This window comes from Methylomonas sp. 11b (genome assembly GCF_000515215.1).
Classification (GTDB): Bacteria; Pseudomonadota; Gammaproteobacteria; order Methylococcales; family Methylomonadaceae; genus Methylomonas.
In genome coordinates, this window is the sequence record NZ_KI911557.1 from 3,136,998 (window position 1) to 3,153,243 (window position 16,246).

The window sequence follows — 16,246 nt, forward strand, 5'->3', positions numbered from 1 at the left end:
TAAAGATACTTTGCTACTACCTGAGCGTAGAATGATTCTCTTGTTATTTACCAACGGGAGAGCACTATGAAAAAAATCAAATTAACCGCTGTTTTACTCGGCTTATCAGTATTTTCCGGCCTGAGTTTTGCGGATGTTCCGCTGCAATCCAATGAAGAAGTACAAGGCGTGTGGAAGTTGGAATATACCAAAAAATCCGCCACCTCCACGGAAACCATTAAGCGCGAAGATACCTGGACCTTTAAAGACGGCAAAGTCACCATCACCCACATCCCGCGCGAAGGTACTTTTTATGACCAATCGCCAGTTGCTTATGAAATTGAAGGGGGTAAATTGAAAATCGCCATTTTAGGTAGACCGGATAAATTCGACATCTTTGCCTTGCAGGAAAAAACCGAAAAATCCATGACCTTAAAAGGCAAATTCGGCGACGTTTATCACTTTAATAAAAACTGAAAACCAGCATCCGTAATTTCTTAGCCTAAAAATACAAATAACACTTGGCTAGCCATTAATAATTTGTTCCCGCAAGCTTTCCCCTGTTCACCCCGGGGCGCGGGAACCCTGAAATAACGAATCCCCGCATAAGCGCTGCAATTTTGGTCCTAAAAATTAAACCGCGATTCTGAACCAAGCGGCATACAAAGCCGGCAAAAACAGTAAGGTCAATGCAGTCGCGACAGTCAAACCTCCCATAATCGCTACCGCCATCGGCCCGAAAAACGCGCTGTGGGTGAGTGGAATCATGGCCAATATCGCCGCCGCCGCCGTTAATACGATAGGCCGGAACCGGCGCACCGTCGAATCGACTATGGCATCAAAATCCGAACGCCCGGCCAGCTTATCCTGATCGATTTGATCGACAAGAATCACCGAGTTACGCATGATCATTCCGGAAAGTGCGATGGTGCCCAACATCGCCACAAAGCCGAACGGTTGCTGAAAAATCAACAAAAACAACGTCACGCCGATCAAACCGAGCGGCGCTGTTAATAACACCAAGGCCATCCGCGAAAAACTTTGCAACTGGATCATCAGCACAGTCAATACCGTCAGAAAGAACAAAGGCATACCGGCAGCCACCGAATCGCCGCCCTTAGCCGATTCTTCCACCGCACCGCCGGTCTCCAGGCGGTAACCTGGCGGTAATTGGCGCTTTATGTCGACCAGTTGTTCTTCTATCTGCGCCGACACCATCGGCGCCTGCATGTTGCCGTACAAATTTGCTCGCACAGTGACGGTAGGAATACGATTGCGCCGCCAGATCAAACCTTCCTCAAAACCGTATTCCAATTCAGCGACTTGCGACAAAGGCACACTGCGTCCGCCGGGGATCGGTATCATCAAATTTTGCAGACGCGATAAATGCTTACGTTCAATTTCGGCGCCACGCACCAATAAGTCGATGCGCTCGATGCCTTCGCGAAATTCAGTGACATACAAGCCTTGCAGGGCGCCGTTGATAATATTGGCGATGTCGTTGGAACCGACTCCCAGCAGTCTGGCCTTGGATTGTTCAACATTGACGCGCACAACTTTCACCGGCTCTTCCCAATCCAGCTGCACATTGGACGGATAAGGATTGGCGCGCATCACATCCGCCACTTGGCGAGCGATAGTGCGCAGTGTCAGCAAATCCGGCCCGGAGACTCTGAACTGCACTGGAAAACCTACCGGCGGGCCGTTTTCCAAACGCAATACGCTGCCGCGCATATCCGGAAAATCCTGTTCAAACAAATGTATGAGTTTATCGCGCAGTTGTTCTCGTTCCGCTGGGCCATTGGTCAACACCACAAACTGCGCAAAGCTGCGTTGCGGTAGTTGCTGATCCAAAGGCAAATAAAAGCGCGGACTGCCGTTGCCGACATAAGCGACGTAATTATCGATGCCGCTTTGCTTATCCAGCCATGCCTCCAGTTTTTTCACATCGGCTTCGGTGGCGGCATACGACACACCCTCCGCCAAGCGCAAATCGACGATTAACTCCGGCCGAGTGGAATCCGGAAAAAACTGTTGCTGGACGAACTTAAAACCGAAGATAGCGGCAAAAAACATCCCTATGGTCAAAAAAATTACCAGCCAACGGTGGATAACGCAGGCGGCTACCAGTTTTCGGAAACGCAGATAAAAGGGGGTTTGATAAAGATCGTGGGCGTGGTTATTGGACGGTTCGGACTGTGGTTTTTTCCGCAACTTGGCCCAAATCCGCGCCCAGCTCGACTCTTGCTCTTGCCCCTTGCTCAAGTCGGGCAACAAGCGATGGCCCAAATACGGTACAAATACTACCGCCGCGAACCATGAGACCAGCAAGGCGATAACAACCACTTGAAAGATCGAGCGGGTGTATTCGCCGGTAGAGGACGCAGCCGTGGCAATCGGCAAAAAACCGGCAGCCGTTACCAATGTGCCGCTCAACATAGGCATCGCAGTGGATGTATACGCAAATGCGGCCGCACGCGTCCGATCCCAGCCCTGTTCCATCTTAGAGGCCATCATTTCCACAGCGATAATGGCATCGTCGACCAACAAGCCCAAGGCCAAGATCAGTGCACCCAGGGAAATTTTATGCAGACCAACGCCAAACAGATACATCAGCCAAAAAGTAACCGCCAACACCACTGGGATCGTGATCGCTACCACGATGCCGGTGCGTAAGCCCAAAGACAGCAAGCTAACGCCTAATACAATGACGACCGCTTCGGTCAGCGATTTGGCAAACTCGTTAACCGAGCGCTGCACTGCTTTTGGCTGCGAAGACACAGTATGCAATTCCAAACCCACCGGCAATTGGGCCTGGGTCGTTATGACGGCCTGGTCCAGATCTCGGCCCAGCTTGATGATATCGCCACCAGCACGCATCGCTACGCCGATCAACAGCGCATCATGACCTTTATAGCGCACCCTATCTTTGGGAGGATCTTCAAAGCCGCGACTGACTTTGGCGACATCGCCCAGGCGAAATTCGTTGTTATTGGCGCGAAAACGCACATCGCGCAGCTCTTCCAATCTATCGTAACGACCGGTTACCGCAATCCGAATGTGCTCGTTTTCAGAATCGAAACTACCGCTGCCTGTCACCAGATTCTGCGCTTGCAAGGTACGGAGCAAGGTGGCAATGTCGATGCCGATGGTCGCTAATTTGGCATTGGACAACTCGACGTAAATGCGTTGTTTCTGTTCACCGAAAAAATCGACCTTGGCGACGTCGTTGACTCTGAGCAGCTCGGCGCGCAAAGTTTCCGAGTGACGCTTCAGTTCCGCATAGTCGTAGCCGTCGCCGGTCAAGGCATACAAGTTTCCGTATACATCCCCAAACTCATCGTTAAACGTCGGGCCTTCGACGCCGGCCGGCAGGGTATAAGCAATATCGCCGACTTTTTTGCGAACTTGATAAAAAATGTCCGGGACTTGCGCCGCCGGTGTGGAATCCTTGGCCGACAGAAAAATTAACGATTCGCCCGGCCTGGAATAGCTGCGTAAATTGTCCAGCCAGGGTACTTCCTGAAGCTTTTTCTCCAGCTTATCGGTGACTTGTTGTTCCACTTCCTGGGCACTGGCACCGGGCCAACCGGTGCGAATAACCATCACTTTGAAAGTGAAAGGCGGATCTTCCGATTGGCCCAGCCTGGTATACGAAAGCATCCCCACCAAGGTCAGCATCAACATGGCATATAAAACCAATGCCGGGTGACGCAAGGCCCACTCGGAGAGATTGAAGCCCGATTTCATAGTTGGCTCCGCAACGGCGTTGCCCGGACTATCTGGCCGGGTACCAAAGTTTGCACACCGGCCACCACTATTTGCTCGCCTTTTTGTATGCCGCTAGCGATCAAGACGCCGTCTTCGCGAAACGCGCCGGCTTGCACCGCTCTCGGCTGAACTTCGCCGCTGGCCGGATTGACCACCCAAACTACGGATTGACCGTCACGCTGAGTAACCGCTGTGGTGGGTAATAAAAAATCCTTGGTTTCCCGATGATAAAAACGGACGCCCGCCGTCATGCCCAAACGCACCGAAGCGTCCGCATCTAGCAAAACCACACGCACTTGAAAAGTACGTGTGAGATTATCGGCAGCCGGAGCCACTTCCCGGACTTTACCGTGATATACGGTATTGGGATTGGCCCACAGCCTAATTTCCGCCGGCACATCAACAGCAATGCCCAACATGCGCGACTCGGGCACGGCAATTTCGACTTCCTTATTCTCCGGCACCGCGATCCGAACGATAGGCTCGCCGGCGGCAACCACCTGGCCAGGTTCGGCATGAATTTGCGTAACCACGCCATCCCGCTCCGCCAGTAATTGCGTGTAGCGCGACTGATTGCCGGTTACCGCGGCTTGCGCGCGGGTTTGCTTTACCCTGGCCGCCGCGGCCTTGAATTGCGCTTCGTTAATATCCAAAGCCTGGTTGGAAATGAATTTGCTGGCATGCAGTTGGCGTTGTCTGTCCAGTTCGGCCTGGGCTAAGGCCAAATCCGCTTCCGCCGCCCTGACTTCCGCTTGAGCCGCTTGAGTCGATAAACCGGTATCCATACTATCGAGCTTGGCGAGCAACTGACCTTTCGTCACTACCGCCCCCGTATCGACGTTGCGTTCGATGATTTTGCCGTTGATACGAAAACCTTGCGCACTTTCGTAGCGGGAGCGAATTTCACCCACCAATATGATGGGAGCGGCTGCGGTCTGTTCGCCTACTGTCACCACCAAAGCCGGTCTGGGCACCGATGCCGTGGGCGCTGGTTTTTCGCAAGCCACCAGCAACAGCGGCAACATCAACAACAAATGTTTCATCTTATCCCCTTTAAATAGACCGAACTGCATCCAGCTTTACTTATGCCATTGCCTTGCGGATCGACTCCAACGGCACCAACGAAATCAATGCTCTAAACAACAAGGCATTATTGTTGTTGAAGAGGCCGTAACATTCGTAATCCAAGGGTGTCGCGTTTAAATCGCCAAAATCGTGCGCGGCGCTATCCGCTGTGGGTTTGATCAAAATATGCACCGCGTCGTTACTTTTAAGCTGCGCCAAACAACGTCTGTCGATAGAAATTTTGTGCGAAGTATAGACCATGGGGTTACGCTCGAAATCGTGCAGCCATTTCAAAGCTTTTTCCAACAAAGCGCTGGAGAGCAGCGCGCATGGAAACATCTCCGGGAAAATCACCTTATCCTGCAATTCGTCGAAATACCGGGTTTGATCGCGTAGCGATGCGCAGAGAAAGTTCTTGGCGTTGCTGGTCATCATGAACTTACGCTTAAGAAAAAAACCATTATTCAAAAAACAACGGTCAGGCTGGATTTTTAATTCGCCGACCCTAGACAAATCCGGCTGGTCTAAAAACAACGGGTCGGCGGTTTCTTTTTTATAGCCGGTCAAGGCCAGTTTACCGTCTGCTTTGACGACAATCCGGTTGCTCAAGCTTGGCGACGGTTCGTTCTTAAATATCGACTCTTTAATATCTACTTCAATCACCTGGTTCGGCTTAATGGCATTGGCAAAGGCAAATTGGTAATTGCTGAAGTTCAAGCCCTGTTCGGCTAACAATTTTTCTTCGTCATGTTGGAGGCGATAGTCAGCGATCTTGCCTTCGATCAAGGACTCCAGCTGAAACCCCAAGGTAATCGGCCCATTAAACGGATTGCCGTTGATGTTCTGCCACTTCCGGCTATCGTGGAACAGATTGAAATCGTCTGTGGAGTTGCGGGCGATGTCGATATGCAGCTGACTGAAAACATCGGCATTGATTGGATTCATAGAGGCGGCCTCCGCTGGGCTTTGAATATGGCGTTTCAACTCGCCGCATGCTACCACCTATCAACGGGTTCACAAACCGGCAATGGTTGTATCCCAATCAAGCTTGCCGAGCGTCGTCATCCAAAGCTTACAGACGGGAGCTTACCTGCGTCAGGTCTTTAGCATATTGCAGAATAGTGGCAAAGGCGGCCATCGGATGGCTCGCTTTATCGTGCCGATCATGTCCAGCAAAACAACTCACCAGCGGACTATCGCTTAACACTTCCCACAGTGACACAACAAGCCCTGGCCGTTGTTGAAAACCTGTTGGCTAATCACCCAACAAGTTGTGGATAAATTACCGGTAAAAAGCACTGTTTTAGTTATCCCCAGACTGTGAACAACTAGAAAGTCCAACTTATAACAGTGTTAATTGTTAGTAACACTTTGAATTAAAATACTTAAATGTGCTTTTCCACAGATTTTTCAGCACTAGTAGTAATAATAATCTTAAGATCTTTATAAAATTATTACTATTATTGCGACAAGATTCTGGCTATTAAGTCCCCAAGAAACATCAATCTTCTGCGGACAGTTGTTCGGTTAGGCTTTTAGGTAGCTTCTTTTTGACTTTCACGCCCAATTCTTCTAATGCGCTGGCCTGGCGCAGCAAATTACCGCCACCGCTACTGAGTTTGTTGACGATGCCATCGTAGGTTTTTTGCACCGTGTTGAGTTGGTTGCCCAGTTTTTCAATGTCTTCTACAAAACCTCGGATCTTGTCGTACAGACTGCCGGCCTTATCGGCGATCAAGCGGGCGTTTTCATTTTGTTGCTCGTAGCGCCAGATGTTTTGCACGGTACGCAAGGTTGCCAGCAGCGTCGTTGGGGTAACGACGACGATCTTGTGCTCGAAAGCATCATTGAATAACTTTTCGTCAGCTTGGAATGCGGCCATGAATGCAGCTTCGATGGGCATGAACAGCAGCACAAAATCCAATGACCTTAGACCTTTCAAACTGGAGTAGTCTTTGTTGCTTAAGCCTTTGATATGGTTTCTGACCGCTTCAGTATGTTGTTTCAAAGCTTCGATGCGTTGCTTGTCGTCTTCAGCGGAACAGTAACGCTCGTAAGCCAATAGCGAGACCTTGGAATCGATGATCACGTCTTTGTTTTCCGGCAGGCGGACGATCACATCGGGTTTGAATAGGCGATTATCTTCGTCGCGGAATGCGCCTTGGGTTTCGTATTCAATGCCTTTGCGCAGGCCGGATTGTTCCAAGACTTTTTCCAGAATCATCTCGCCCCAGTTACCTTGGGTTTTATGATCGCCTTTCAAAGCACGGGTCAGGTTCAACGCTTCCTGATTCATCTTGGCTGTGTCGCGGCGTAGGGAGACAATTTCCTCACGCAGGGAAATACGGTCTTTGGTTTCGTTGTCGTAAACGCTTTCGACGCGGCTTTTGAATTCGCCGAGTTGCTCCTTCAACGGTGCGACCAGATTTTCGATACTGACTTTGTTATGTTCGACAAATTGCTTGCCGCGTTCTTCAAAGATCTTATGCGCCAGATTCTCGAATTGGGTTTTTAACTGATTTTCCGCATCTTGCAGTAAACGGATTTTCTCTTCGTTATGTTTGTGCTGTTCCTGCTGGCGCGTGTTCAGTTCGGCATTCTCGGTTTTCAATGCCAGCAACTGGTGTTGCAAACTGTGCAGTTCGGTTTCCTTTTGAGTCAACAATAGCGTGCGCTCCTCCGCTACCGCCAATTTGACTGCTTGTTGTTGGAGCTGCTGTTGCTGTTGCTCTAACTGACTTTGCAACCCGCGATGCCGCTTACTGCTTAGCCAGGCGCAAACGCCATAGCCAAGCAACGCCGCCAGCGGTAGTGCTGCCAGCGTCATCCATATCTCTTCCATCACAACCTCTTGCTTACTAAAACGTGCGGGTTAACGCGGCTTGATGGACAAATCGCCAATGGTAAAGCCAATATCAAACCCCTTGCCTTTGCCCAGCATAACCAAGGAAATTTCGCCGCGGGTCAATACTTGCCTATCCACCGAGTTTTTAAACCCAAAGTGATTGCCCAGCGAAACATAATTGCCGAATATTTCGCTGATATATTTGACGTCGGTGAAATAGGCTTCTCCTTCTATGACGGAATAGCCAATCGTAAAGCCAATGCTTTTTGACGACAGCGCCACCTTGGCTTTTTGCCCATTGCGGCAGCTTATTTCCCCAGTACCGTCGTATTGCTTGTAAGCTAGCGAAAACCCCTCCAGCTTGTAGGTCATTCTACAAGTACCCAATTTCTTCTCGCCGAATTGTTCGTTAAAGTCAATCTCGGCTTGGTTAGGTTGGCTGGTATCGGCGGCTTCCGGTACGGCTGGCGCTGCGGGTTCCGATGGCTGTGGAGACGGTGCGTCGCTTAGCGGATGGGTAACAAAATCGGCATGGCTCAAATTTGGCAACGTTGCGAAGCCGAGCACCAAAAGCAAAGGTCCGGTTAATTTGCCATGCCGATACGCGAGTGTTTCTTTAATCGATCCAGCGTTTTTGCTCTGTCTATTCATCTATTTTGGTCCAAGTCAGTTAAATGCTATGCCGTCTAAGCGATCAGCTATGTTGTCAGGGAACGCTATCGCGAACCCAAACCTACAGTGCTAGCAACTAAAACCAGTCTTGCTCGTAGACGGAGGAACTATTGAAATTCTACCTCTCGGCAACCACTTTCGCGCATATTCATATTTTGCATTTATCTTTTGAAGATCACGGAGTACATGGTATGAAAAATCAAATATCCGGATGGCGAATATTGGGTAAGGATTGGAATGCACTGACGTTTTATCAACGCTTTGAAAGCGGGGTCGCCTTTGCCCTGACTTTTTTGGTGATGTTGGTCGTCAGCGTTGCGTTGTTTAGATTATTCGTCGGCGTAATTGGCGGATTGGTATTCGATGCATTGAATCCTTTGGACCACGAAATATTCCAACAGGTGTTTGGTGAGATCATGACCTTGTTAATTGCGCTGGAGTTTAACCACACCCTGCAATACGTCGTCACCCGCGAGCAAAGTGTCATTCAAACTAAGGTTGTACTCTTAATCGCCTTGCTGGCGTTGGCGCGTAAGTTTATCGTGCTGGACATCGGCAAAATCTCCGCCGACGTATTGTTAGCCTTGGCGGCAGTGACATTGGTGTTGGGCATCACCTATTGGCTGATGCGTGAACGTGATGACCGGTTGGTTGAGACAAATTCGTCTAAATCGGGAGCAGATACCCGGATGGTTTCGTAGGTCACGTTGGCGCAATACGACTGTATGGATACAGGAGGTAGGGCAACGCAGGAGCAGTTGCCGAGCGGCTACGTGACAAACCGATCTATGTTGTCAGGGAACGCTATCGCGAACCCTGACCTACCGGGCTACGCGGGAAATCATGAATTCAACACAGCCTTACAGGCTCGAATAAATGACTCATACATTGGTATAAATTTTGTCGATTTTTCGTTTAATACTTTCGCTGAGCTAACTACGTGTTCGGGCCGCTGGCCGCCACGAAGATTATCAGGGAAAACTGAAGCAAAATCTCCTGCGCCAACGGGTACTGTGTGTTTGGCAAACTCCCCCGCTAATTCCTTAGCCTTAGCGTAAAGGGACTTCCTTTTCTTCTCGAGTTTCTTGTTTAGAAACTCTTTATCCACGGAATCCCAAGTTTCAACGAAGTAAAAAAGTGGTTGAATATGGCTCTTTGGAAACGAATCGCCAAAATCCGCTTCTTTTAACAACCGAATTGTTGGCTCAATCGGAAGAGCACGCTGAAACTCCTCAAAAAGCTGGAGGTCATGACTTGTTGTGTTGTTTCCCAAACCAAGCTTTTCCTTGATTTTGTCTTTCGCAAAAATTGTTGCGAAGGCTACTAAAAACGCTATCGCTGGCTCAAATTCAGGCTGATTCGAGAAGTATCCATTTAGAAACCACGCTTCAGTAAGAAGCAGTGTTAAGACGAGAACAACATTTTCTAACGATAAGCGCATGGAATAACCTGGAGATTTTAACTATCGAATATCAAGAGGCATGGCAACTTAGCAAAGGCCCTCTGCCACTAGCAACTCAGAACCTTTTAAACACTTCACCGGCCGCATCCACCGTAACCTGCAAATCCTGATCCGAATGCGCGGCCGAAACAAATCCCGCCTCGAACGCCGAAGGCGCCAGATAAAAGCCTTTATCCAACATCCCATGAAAGAAACGTTTAAAGCGGTCGACATCGCAAGCCATCACTTGGGAAAAACGGCTGACAGATTTTTCGTTGCTAAAGAACAAACCAAACATCCCACCGACCTGGTTGGTAGTGAAGGCGATGCCGGCCTGATCAGAGGCGGCTTGAAGGCCTTTCAGCAGTGTTGCGGTCTTAGCGGTCAGGGCCTCGTAGAAGCCTGGCTGATTGATCAGTTCCAGGGTTTTTAAGCCGGCGGCCATCGCCACCGGGCAGCCGGACAATGTGCCGGCTTGATAGACAGGACCCAGCGGTGCCAGATATTCCATGATCTTGCGGCTGCCACCGAAAGCACCGACCGGCAGGCCGCCGCCGATGATTTTACCTAGCGTGGTCAAATCCGGTTTGATGCCATACAGGCCTTGCGCACCTTGCAAACTGACACGAAAGCCGGTCATTACTTCATCGAAAATTAGTACGCTGCCATATTGATCGCAGACTTCTCGCAGGGTTTGCAAAAAGCCCGGTTCCGGCGGGATGCAGTTCATGTTGCCGGCCACCGGTTCGACGATGATGCAAGCAATCCTGTCGCCCAGTTCGGCGAAGGTGCTGCGCACTGCATCGCTATCGTTGTAAGTCAGGGTGAGGGTGTCGGCGGCGACGGAGGCCGGTACGCCGGGTGAGCTGGGTACGCCAAAGGTCAAGGCACCGGAACCGGCTTTGACCAGCAAGGAATCGGAATGACCGTGGTAACAGCCTTCGAATTTTACGATCTTGTCGCGACCGGTGTAACCTCGCGCCAAACGCAACGCACTCATGGTGGCTTCGGTACCGGAACTAACCATGCGCACCATGTCTATCGACGGCAGCAGTTCGCAAACTGTTTGCGCCATTAGCGTTTCGATTTCGGTGGGGGCACCAAAACTTAGACCTTTTTCAGCGCTTAACTTAACCGCTTCGATCACAGCCGGATGCGCATGGCCCAAAATCATTGGTCCCCAGGAGCCGACATAATCGATGTAACGCTTGCCTTCGCTGTCATAAACATAAGCGCCGGCTGCGCGATCAAAATATACCGGGGTACCGCCGACGCCGCTGAAGGAACGCACCGGCGAATTGACGCCGCCGGGAATGTATTGTTTGGCTTGAGAAAATAATTCGGAAGATTGGGTCATGGGGATGAAGGATAGAGAAATCGTGTAGGTTGGGTTAGGCACTAGCCGTAACCCAACACGGGGGCTTTGAATGTTGAGTTGTGCGTTATCGAACCAACCCAACCTACATTGTTATTGCGGTTTGCCAAACAAATGCGGGCCTTTGGGTTGCGGTTTGTTTTGCAAACAGAAATAAGCCGCAGCGTCGAATTTGATCTGCAAGGTGTGGGTGTCTTCGTGGTCTTCCAGATATTTCTCGGCATCGATTTCCGATAGGTCTTTCATGATGTGTTCGGCGATGCAGTCGCAACTTTCTTCAAAACGTTTTTCATCGACGTCTTTGTTATTCGAATTTTTCAGTTCCCGTTCAACGCATTTAGCGGAAAACTCTTTTTCGAACTGGCGTTTCTCGGGTTCAGTGGCTTCGCCGGTATCTACTCTGTGTACCGCTTTTTTGGCAGTGCCGGAGCTAGCGCTGGCTTTTGGGGTTTCCGCTTCATCACTGGAGCAGCCGGCAATGGTCAACGCTGAAACAATCAACGTCGCAAAGAGATAAGAAGTTTTTCTAGTTTTCATAAGTGTTGTTAGTTTTATTAGTTAAGTAAATCTTGCAGCAATGGCGCCAAGGTTTGTTGTTGTTGACTTTGGGTTAAGCGGTTTGCGGTAACAATGCTTTTTAGTTGATGCAAAGCCAGATTGAAATCGTCGTTAACGATCAGATAGTCGTACTCCGGATAGTGGCTCATTTCAGTCACCGCATCGCGCATGCGTCGGGCAATCACTTCAGGATTATCCTGACCGCGATTTTGCAAACGCTGGCTCAATACCTCGATGGATGGCGGCAGGATGAAGATCGACAGGCTTTCCGGCAACATTCTTCTTACCTGCTGAGCGCCTTGCCAATCGATTTCCAAGATCACATCCAAGCCTTTGGCCAGATTATCTTCCACGGTCTGCTGTGCGGTGCCGTAGAAATTATCGAACACTTGCGCGTGCTCCAAAAAGGCTTGCCGTTCGATCATGGCTTTAAATTCGTCAACAGAGACGAAAAAGTAATCGACGCCATCTTGCTCGCCGCTGCGCATTGCCCGGGTAGTGTGCGACACCGACACGGCCAGATCGTCAGTCTCGGCAATCAGTTGTTTAACCAGACTGGTTTTGCCCGCCCCGGATGGCGCAGAAATAATATAAAGTTTGCCCGAAATCATGTGTGTTTATGAGGTTAATCCATGCGGCCGTCATTCTTTTCTGATAACGTCCACAGAGTCAAGCCCTAAGCGGTCACTGTGGTATCATGCAAGGCCTTTCTAAGCCCCTTCTTGAATGCCGATGAGTGTGATTTGGAACAACTGCCTGGCCAAGCTTGAACATGAAATTCCCAGTACCGATTTCAGCACCTGGATCAGGCCGCTGCAAGCAGTGGAAACCGACAGCCAGTTAAAATTACTTGCTCCCAACCGCTTTATTATCGACCATATCAAACAGCATTTTTTCGCGATCATCGAAGATGCGGTCAACGAGTTTTCCAATGCAACCTTGGCGGTGCAGTTTGAAATAGGTAGTAAAAAATCGCCGGCTATCAAAGCACCAACACTCAGCAAGAGTCCGACCCAAAAGAAGAATCAACCGAATTTTTTAAACAAAGCCTTCACCTTTGAGAGCTTTGTGGAAGGTAAATCCAATCAATTGGCCAGAGCCGCTTCGATGACGGTTTCGGATAACATCGGCAAGGTCTACAACCCGCTGTTTATCTACGGCAGTTCCGGTTTGGGTAAAACCCATTTGATGCATGCCATAGGCAACGCGGTGTTACTGAAAAAACCCGATGCCAATATCGTCTATCTGCATTCCGAGAAATTCGTGCAGGACATGGTCAAAGCGCTACAACAAAACAGCATCAACCAATTTAAAGAGTACTACCGCAGCATCGATATTTTATTGATGGACGACATCCAATTTCTGGCCGGTAAGGAACGTTCGCAGGAAGAGTTCTTCCACACCTTTAACAACCTGCTGGATAACAAACATCAGGTGGTTTTGACCTGCGATAAGTATCCGAAAGAAATCGATGGCTTGGAAGACCGTTTGAAATCGCGCTTCGGTTGGGGCTTGCCGGTGGCGATAGAACCGCCGGATCTGGAAACTCGTGCGGCGATTTTGATCAAAAAAGCGCAACAAGTTGGCGTGGATCTGGATCAAGACATAGCCTTCTTCATTGCGAAACGCATACCTTCCAATGTTAGAGATTTGGAAGGTGCGTTGCGTAGAGTAGTAGCCAACTCGCAATTTACCGGTCGCGATATCACCTTGGAATTTACCAAGGAAGCGCTGCACGATTTGATCAGCTTGCAAGACAAGTTGATCAGTATCGACAACATTCAAAAAACCGTAGCCGACTATTTCAAGATTAGAGTGGCCGATTTATCGTCAAAAAACCGCAAACAATCCATCACCCGTCCTAGACAAGTAGCTATGTGCCTGGCCAGAGAACTGACCTCGCACAGTTATCCGGAAATTGGCGATGCTTTTGGTGGACGCGACCACACTACCGTCATCAATGCCTGCAAGCGTGTGGCTGAGTTGAAAGACGACGATGTGAAGATGGCGGAAGATTACAAAAACCTGTTGAGAACCTTATCGCATTAATTGCGTGTAAGTTGTGGATAAAGTGTGCCGAAAATAGCCTATCCAGCTTATCCAAAAACCCCATACAAGCTAAAACGGTATCTGACAACAATGTTTGATACATGCTAAGATTTTGATTTAAATTAGATAAAACCGGTTTTCCACAGCTTTTTGTTTACTTAGTAGTAACAATATATAAAAGATATTTATATGAAATTTATTATTAGCAGAGATCAAATCTTGCCACCGCTGCAACAAATCGTCAGCGTTATCGAGAAACGGCAGACCATGCCGATTCTGTCCAATGTGTTGTTGCAGGCTAGCGACGAGCAGTTGGTGATGACCGGTACAGATACGGAAATTCAGATTGTTGCTAAGTTAAATATCGAATCAATAGCGCATTCCGGGGAAATAACGGTTCCTGCTAGAAAGTTTCTGGATATTTGCCGCTTATTACCAAACGGCGCGGAAATTCACTTTGAATTGCAAGACGATAAAGTTAAGGTCGTTTCCGGCCGCAGCCGGTTTTCTTTGAGTACTTTACCGGCGGAACATTATCCGGAGTTCAACGAGTCCGAGTTTGAACATAGCTTTTTGCTCAATGCCGGCAAATTCAAGAAAGCGCTGGATAAAACCGTGTTTTGCATGGCCAATCAGGACGTACGCTATTACTTGAACGGCTTGTTACTGAATGTCAGCAATTCCAAACTTAAACTGGTCGCGTCCGATGGCCATCGTTTGTCGATTTATGAAGACGATATTGGCCAAGCGACCGGCTATGAATCCCGCATCATCATGCCCAGAAAAGCGGTGCAGGAATTGAGTCGTTTGCTGGACGATGCAGACGCAGAATTGAACATCCAGTTTTCCAGCAACAACATCCGAATTTATTACAAGGATGTAGTGTTCTCGTCAAAGCTGATCGATGCCAAATTCCCGGATTTCAGTAAAGTGTTCAATCAAAGTTTTATGAGTCCGTTGTTGATCCAAAAACAAGTCTTGAGAGATGCGTTAACGCGGGTAGCGATTCTGTCCAATGAAAAGTACAAAGGTGTGACTTTCGATATTTCCGGCGATTTGTTGAAACTCAGTACCCATAATCCCGAGCATGACGAGGCCGAGGAAGAATTGATCATCGATTATCAAGGCGAGCCGTTGAGCATCTCGTTTAATTCGCAATATATGCTGGATGCAGTATCCAACTTGGATTCAGAAATGGCGGTGCTGACCATAGCCGGCAACGCCAGCAGTTGTTTCATCGAAGAACCTGAACAACCTTTGTTTAAATTTATTGTCATGCCAATGCGGATGTAGGTCGTTTAGCGATTATGACCTTGTTAAAGCTGGATGTGCTGTCGGTTAGAAACATCCATTCCGCAAGCATCTCGCCGTCGCCCGCCATTAATTTGATCACCGGCGCCAATGCCAGCGGCAAGAGTTCGCTGCTGGAAGCCATTTTTATTTTGGGTAGATCTCGCTCGTTTAGAACTACCCATACCAAGCAGGCCATTGCTTTCGAGCAGTCGCAATTGACCGTTTCCGCGCAAAATCGGGAACAGTCCGGTTCGGTCAGTACGCTGGGGATACAGATTGATAACAAACAGTGCCAGATCCGCATCGATCAGGAAGATCGACAAAAAGCTGATTTGGCGTACGCATTGCCAGTGCAATTGATTCATCCCAAGAGTTATCGCTTGCTAGACTCCGGACCGCAAATCCGTAGAGAGTTTTTGGATTGGGGTATTTTTAATCAACACAAAAACTTTTTGCCCTGTTGGCGCAAGTTTAATAAGGCTTTGCAACAACGTAATGCTTTGTTGAAAACCCGGCAACTGAAACAGCTTCCGGCTTGGGATAAGGAACTTGTGGAATATGGGCAGGTGATTAACGAGTTTCGTTTGGCCTATGTAGCAAGCTTGCAACCGGTGTTTTTAGAAATGGCTAGCCACTTCTTAAATAAGGAGGATGTTGATTTACGCTTCTTGCCCGGCTGGGATGATAGGCAATCCCTAGACTTAATTTTGAAAAACGATCTGGTGCGAGACATACGCTACGGCTTTACCCATAGCGGACCGCACCGAGCGGACTTTCAGACTTACCAAAACAAAAGACTGGCTAAAGACTATCTGTCACGCGGACAACAAAAGCTCTTAGTTTTGGCACTTATGTTGGCACAAGTGACCTTATTGAATCAGGAAAGCCCATATTCCTGCTGCATCTTAATAGACGACCTCGCGTCCGAATTGGATACAGAAAACCGGGCAAAATTGATAAAATACCTCGCTGGATTGAACTGCCAGGTTTTTATCAGCAGTACCGATATAGCTGATTTTGGTGACTTAAGTTCAGTAGAAAACTATAAATGGTTTCACGTGGAACAAGGCGATGTAAAACAACTTTAATGTTTCACGTGGAACAAATAATAAAAATTAACAACTCCCATCACACACGATACAACGGCTTCATGTGCGATATGAAAGCCAGGCATCGTTGCGGTAAAACACAACACAAT

General features: G+C 48.8%; 14 protein-coding genes. 5 read left to right on the forward strand and 9 right to left on the reverse strand.

Annotated features, from left to right (window positions below):
- Nucleotides 1-66 precede the first annotated feature (66 nt).
- Complete coding sequence (locus METH11B_RS0115150) at nucleotides 67-456, forward strand: lipocalin family protein (RefSeq protein WP_026602744.1); 390 nt, start codon at nucleotides 67-69, stop codon at nucleotides 454-456.
- 156 nt (nucleotides 457-612) lie between these two features.
- Here the strand turns inward: METH11B_RS0115150 and METH11B_RS0115155 are convergent, their stop codons facing one another.
- From METH11B_RS0115155 to METH11B_RS27890, 5 genes are all read right to left on the reverse strand, one after another.
- The gene (locus tag METH11B_RS0115155) at nucleotides 613-3,729 is read right to left on the reverse strand and encodes an efflux RND transporter permease subunit (RefSeq protein WP_026602745.1); all 3,117 of its coding nucleotides are present in this window, start codon (nucleotides 3,727-3,729) and stop codon (nucleotides 613-615) included.
- Nucleotides 3,726-4,793, reverse strand: coding sequence for an efflux RND transporter periplasmic adaptor subunit (locus tag METH11B_RS0115160; RefSeq protein ID WP_231499621.1), 1,068 nt, complete (start codon nucleotides 4,791-4,793; stop codon nucleotides 3,726-3,728). Before METH11B_RS0115160 ends, METH11B_RS0115155 begins: the two co-directional genes overlap by 4 nt.
- Before the next feature lie 40 nt (nucleotides 4,794-4,833).
- Nucleotides 4,834-5,760 carry a hypothetical protein gene (locus tag METH11B_RS0115165; RefSeq protein WP_026602747.1) on the reverse strand — a complete coding sequence of 309 codons (927 nt, stop codon included), beginning with the start codon at nucleotides 5,758-5,760 and terminating at the stop codon, nucleotides 4,834-4,836.
- Between the two features lie 556 nt (nucleotides 5,761-6,316).
- Nucleotides 6,317-7,657, reverse strand: a complete 1,341-nt coding sequence (locus METH11B_RS0115170) for a DNA recombination protein RmuC (RefSeq protein WP_231499622.1) — start codon at nucleotides 7,655-7,657, stop codon at nucleotides 6,317-6,319.
- A gap of 30 nt (nucleotides 7,658-7,687) precedes the next feature.
- On the reverse strand, nucleotides 7,688-8,311 hold the full coding sequence (locus tag METH11B_RS27890) for a hypothetical protein (protein WP_026602749.1): 624 nt from the start codon (nucleotides 8,309-8,311) through the stop codon (nucleotides 7,688-7,690).
- Nucleotides 8,312-8,523: 212 nt separating this feature from the next.
- Here METH11B_RS27890 and METH11B_RS0115180 point away from each other — a divergent pair, with 212 nt between their 5' ends.
- Nucleotides 8,524-9,033 (forward strand): phosphate-starvation-inducible PsiE family protein, encoded by a 510-nt coding sequence (locus METH11B_RS0115180; RefSeq protein ID WP_026602750.1) that lies wholly within the window; start codon nucleotides 8,524-8,526, stop codon nucleotides 9,031-9,033.
- A 140-nt stretch (nucleotides 9,034-9,173) separates the two neighbouring features.
- On the opposite strand, the gene METH11B_RS26860 is transcribed toward METH11B_RS0115180, so the two are convergent.
- From METH11B_RS26860 to gmk, 4 genes are all read right to left on the reverse strand, one after another.
- Nucleotides 9,174-9,773, reverse strand: coding sequence for a hypothetical protein (locus METH11B_RS26860; RefSeq protein ID WP_026602751.1), 600 nt, complete (start codon nucleotides 9,771-9,773; stop codon nucleotides 9,174-9,176).
- A 76-nt stretch (nucleotides 9,774-9,849) separates the two neighbouring features.
- Nucleotides 9,850-11,130 carry a glutamate-1-semialdehyde 2,1-aminomutase gene (hemL, locus tag METH11B_RS0115190; RefSeq protein ID WP_026602752.1) on the reverse strand — a complete coding sequence of 427 codons (1,281 nt, stop codon included), beginning with the start codon at nucleotides 11,128-11,130 and terminating at the stop codon, nucleotides 9,850-9,852.
- A gap of 111 nt (nucleotides 11,131-11,241) precedes the next feature.
- Nucleotides 11,242-11,685 (reverse strand): hypothetical protein, encoded by a 444-nt coding sequence (locus METH11B_RS0115195; RefSeq protein ID WP_026602753.1) that lies wholly within the window; start codon nucleotides 11,683-11,685, stop codon nucleotides 11,242-11,244.
- 17 nt (nucleotides 11,686-11,702) lie between these two features.
- Nucleotides 11,703-12,317 carry a guanylate kinase gene (gene gmk, locus METH11B_RS0115200; protein WP_020484045.1) on the reverse strand — a complete coding sequence of 205 codons (615 nt, stop codon included), beginning with the start codon at nucleotides 12,315-12,317 and terminating at the stop codon, nucleotides 11,703-11,705.
- 121 nt (nucleotides 12,318-12,438) lie between these two features.
- Here gmk and dnaA point away from each other — a divergent pair, with 121 nt between their 5' ends.
- From dnaA to recF, 3 genes are all read left to right on the forward strand, one after another.
- Nucleotides 12,439-13,755, forward strand: coding sequence for a chromosomal replication initiator protein DnaA (gene dnaA, locus METH11B_RS0115205; RefSeq protein ID WP_036276035.1), 1,317 nt, complete (start codon nucleotides 12,439-12,441; stop codon nucleotides 13,753-13,755).
- Between the two features lie 189 nt (nucleotides 13,756-13,944).
- The gene (gene dnaN, locus METH11B_RS0115210) at nucleotides 13,945-15,048 is read left to right on the forward strand and encodes a DNA polymerase III subunit beta (protein ID WP_020484043.1); all 1,104 of its coding nucleotides are present in this window, start codon (nucleotides 13,945-13,947) and stop codon (nucleotides 15,046-15,048) included.
- Nucleotides 15,049-15,062: 14 nt separating this feature from the next.
- Nucleotides 15,063-16,136, forward strand: coding sequence for a DNA replication/repair protein RecF (recF, locus tag METH11B_RS0115215; protein WP_026602755.1), 1,074 nt, complete (start codon nucleotides 15,063-15,065; stop codon nucleotides 16,134-16,136).
- The last annotated feature ends 110 nt before the right edge of the window (nucleotides 16,137-16,246 follow it).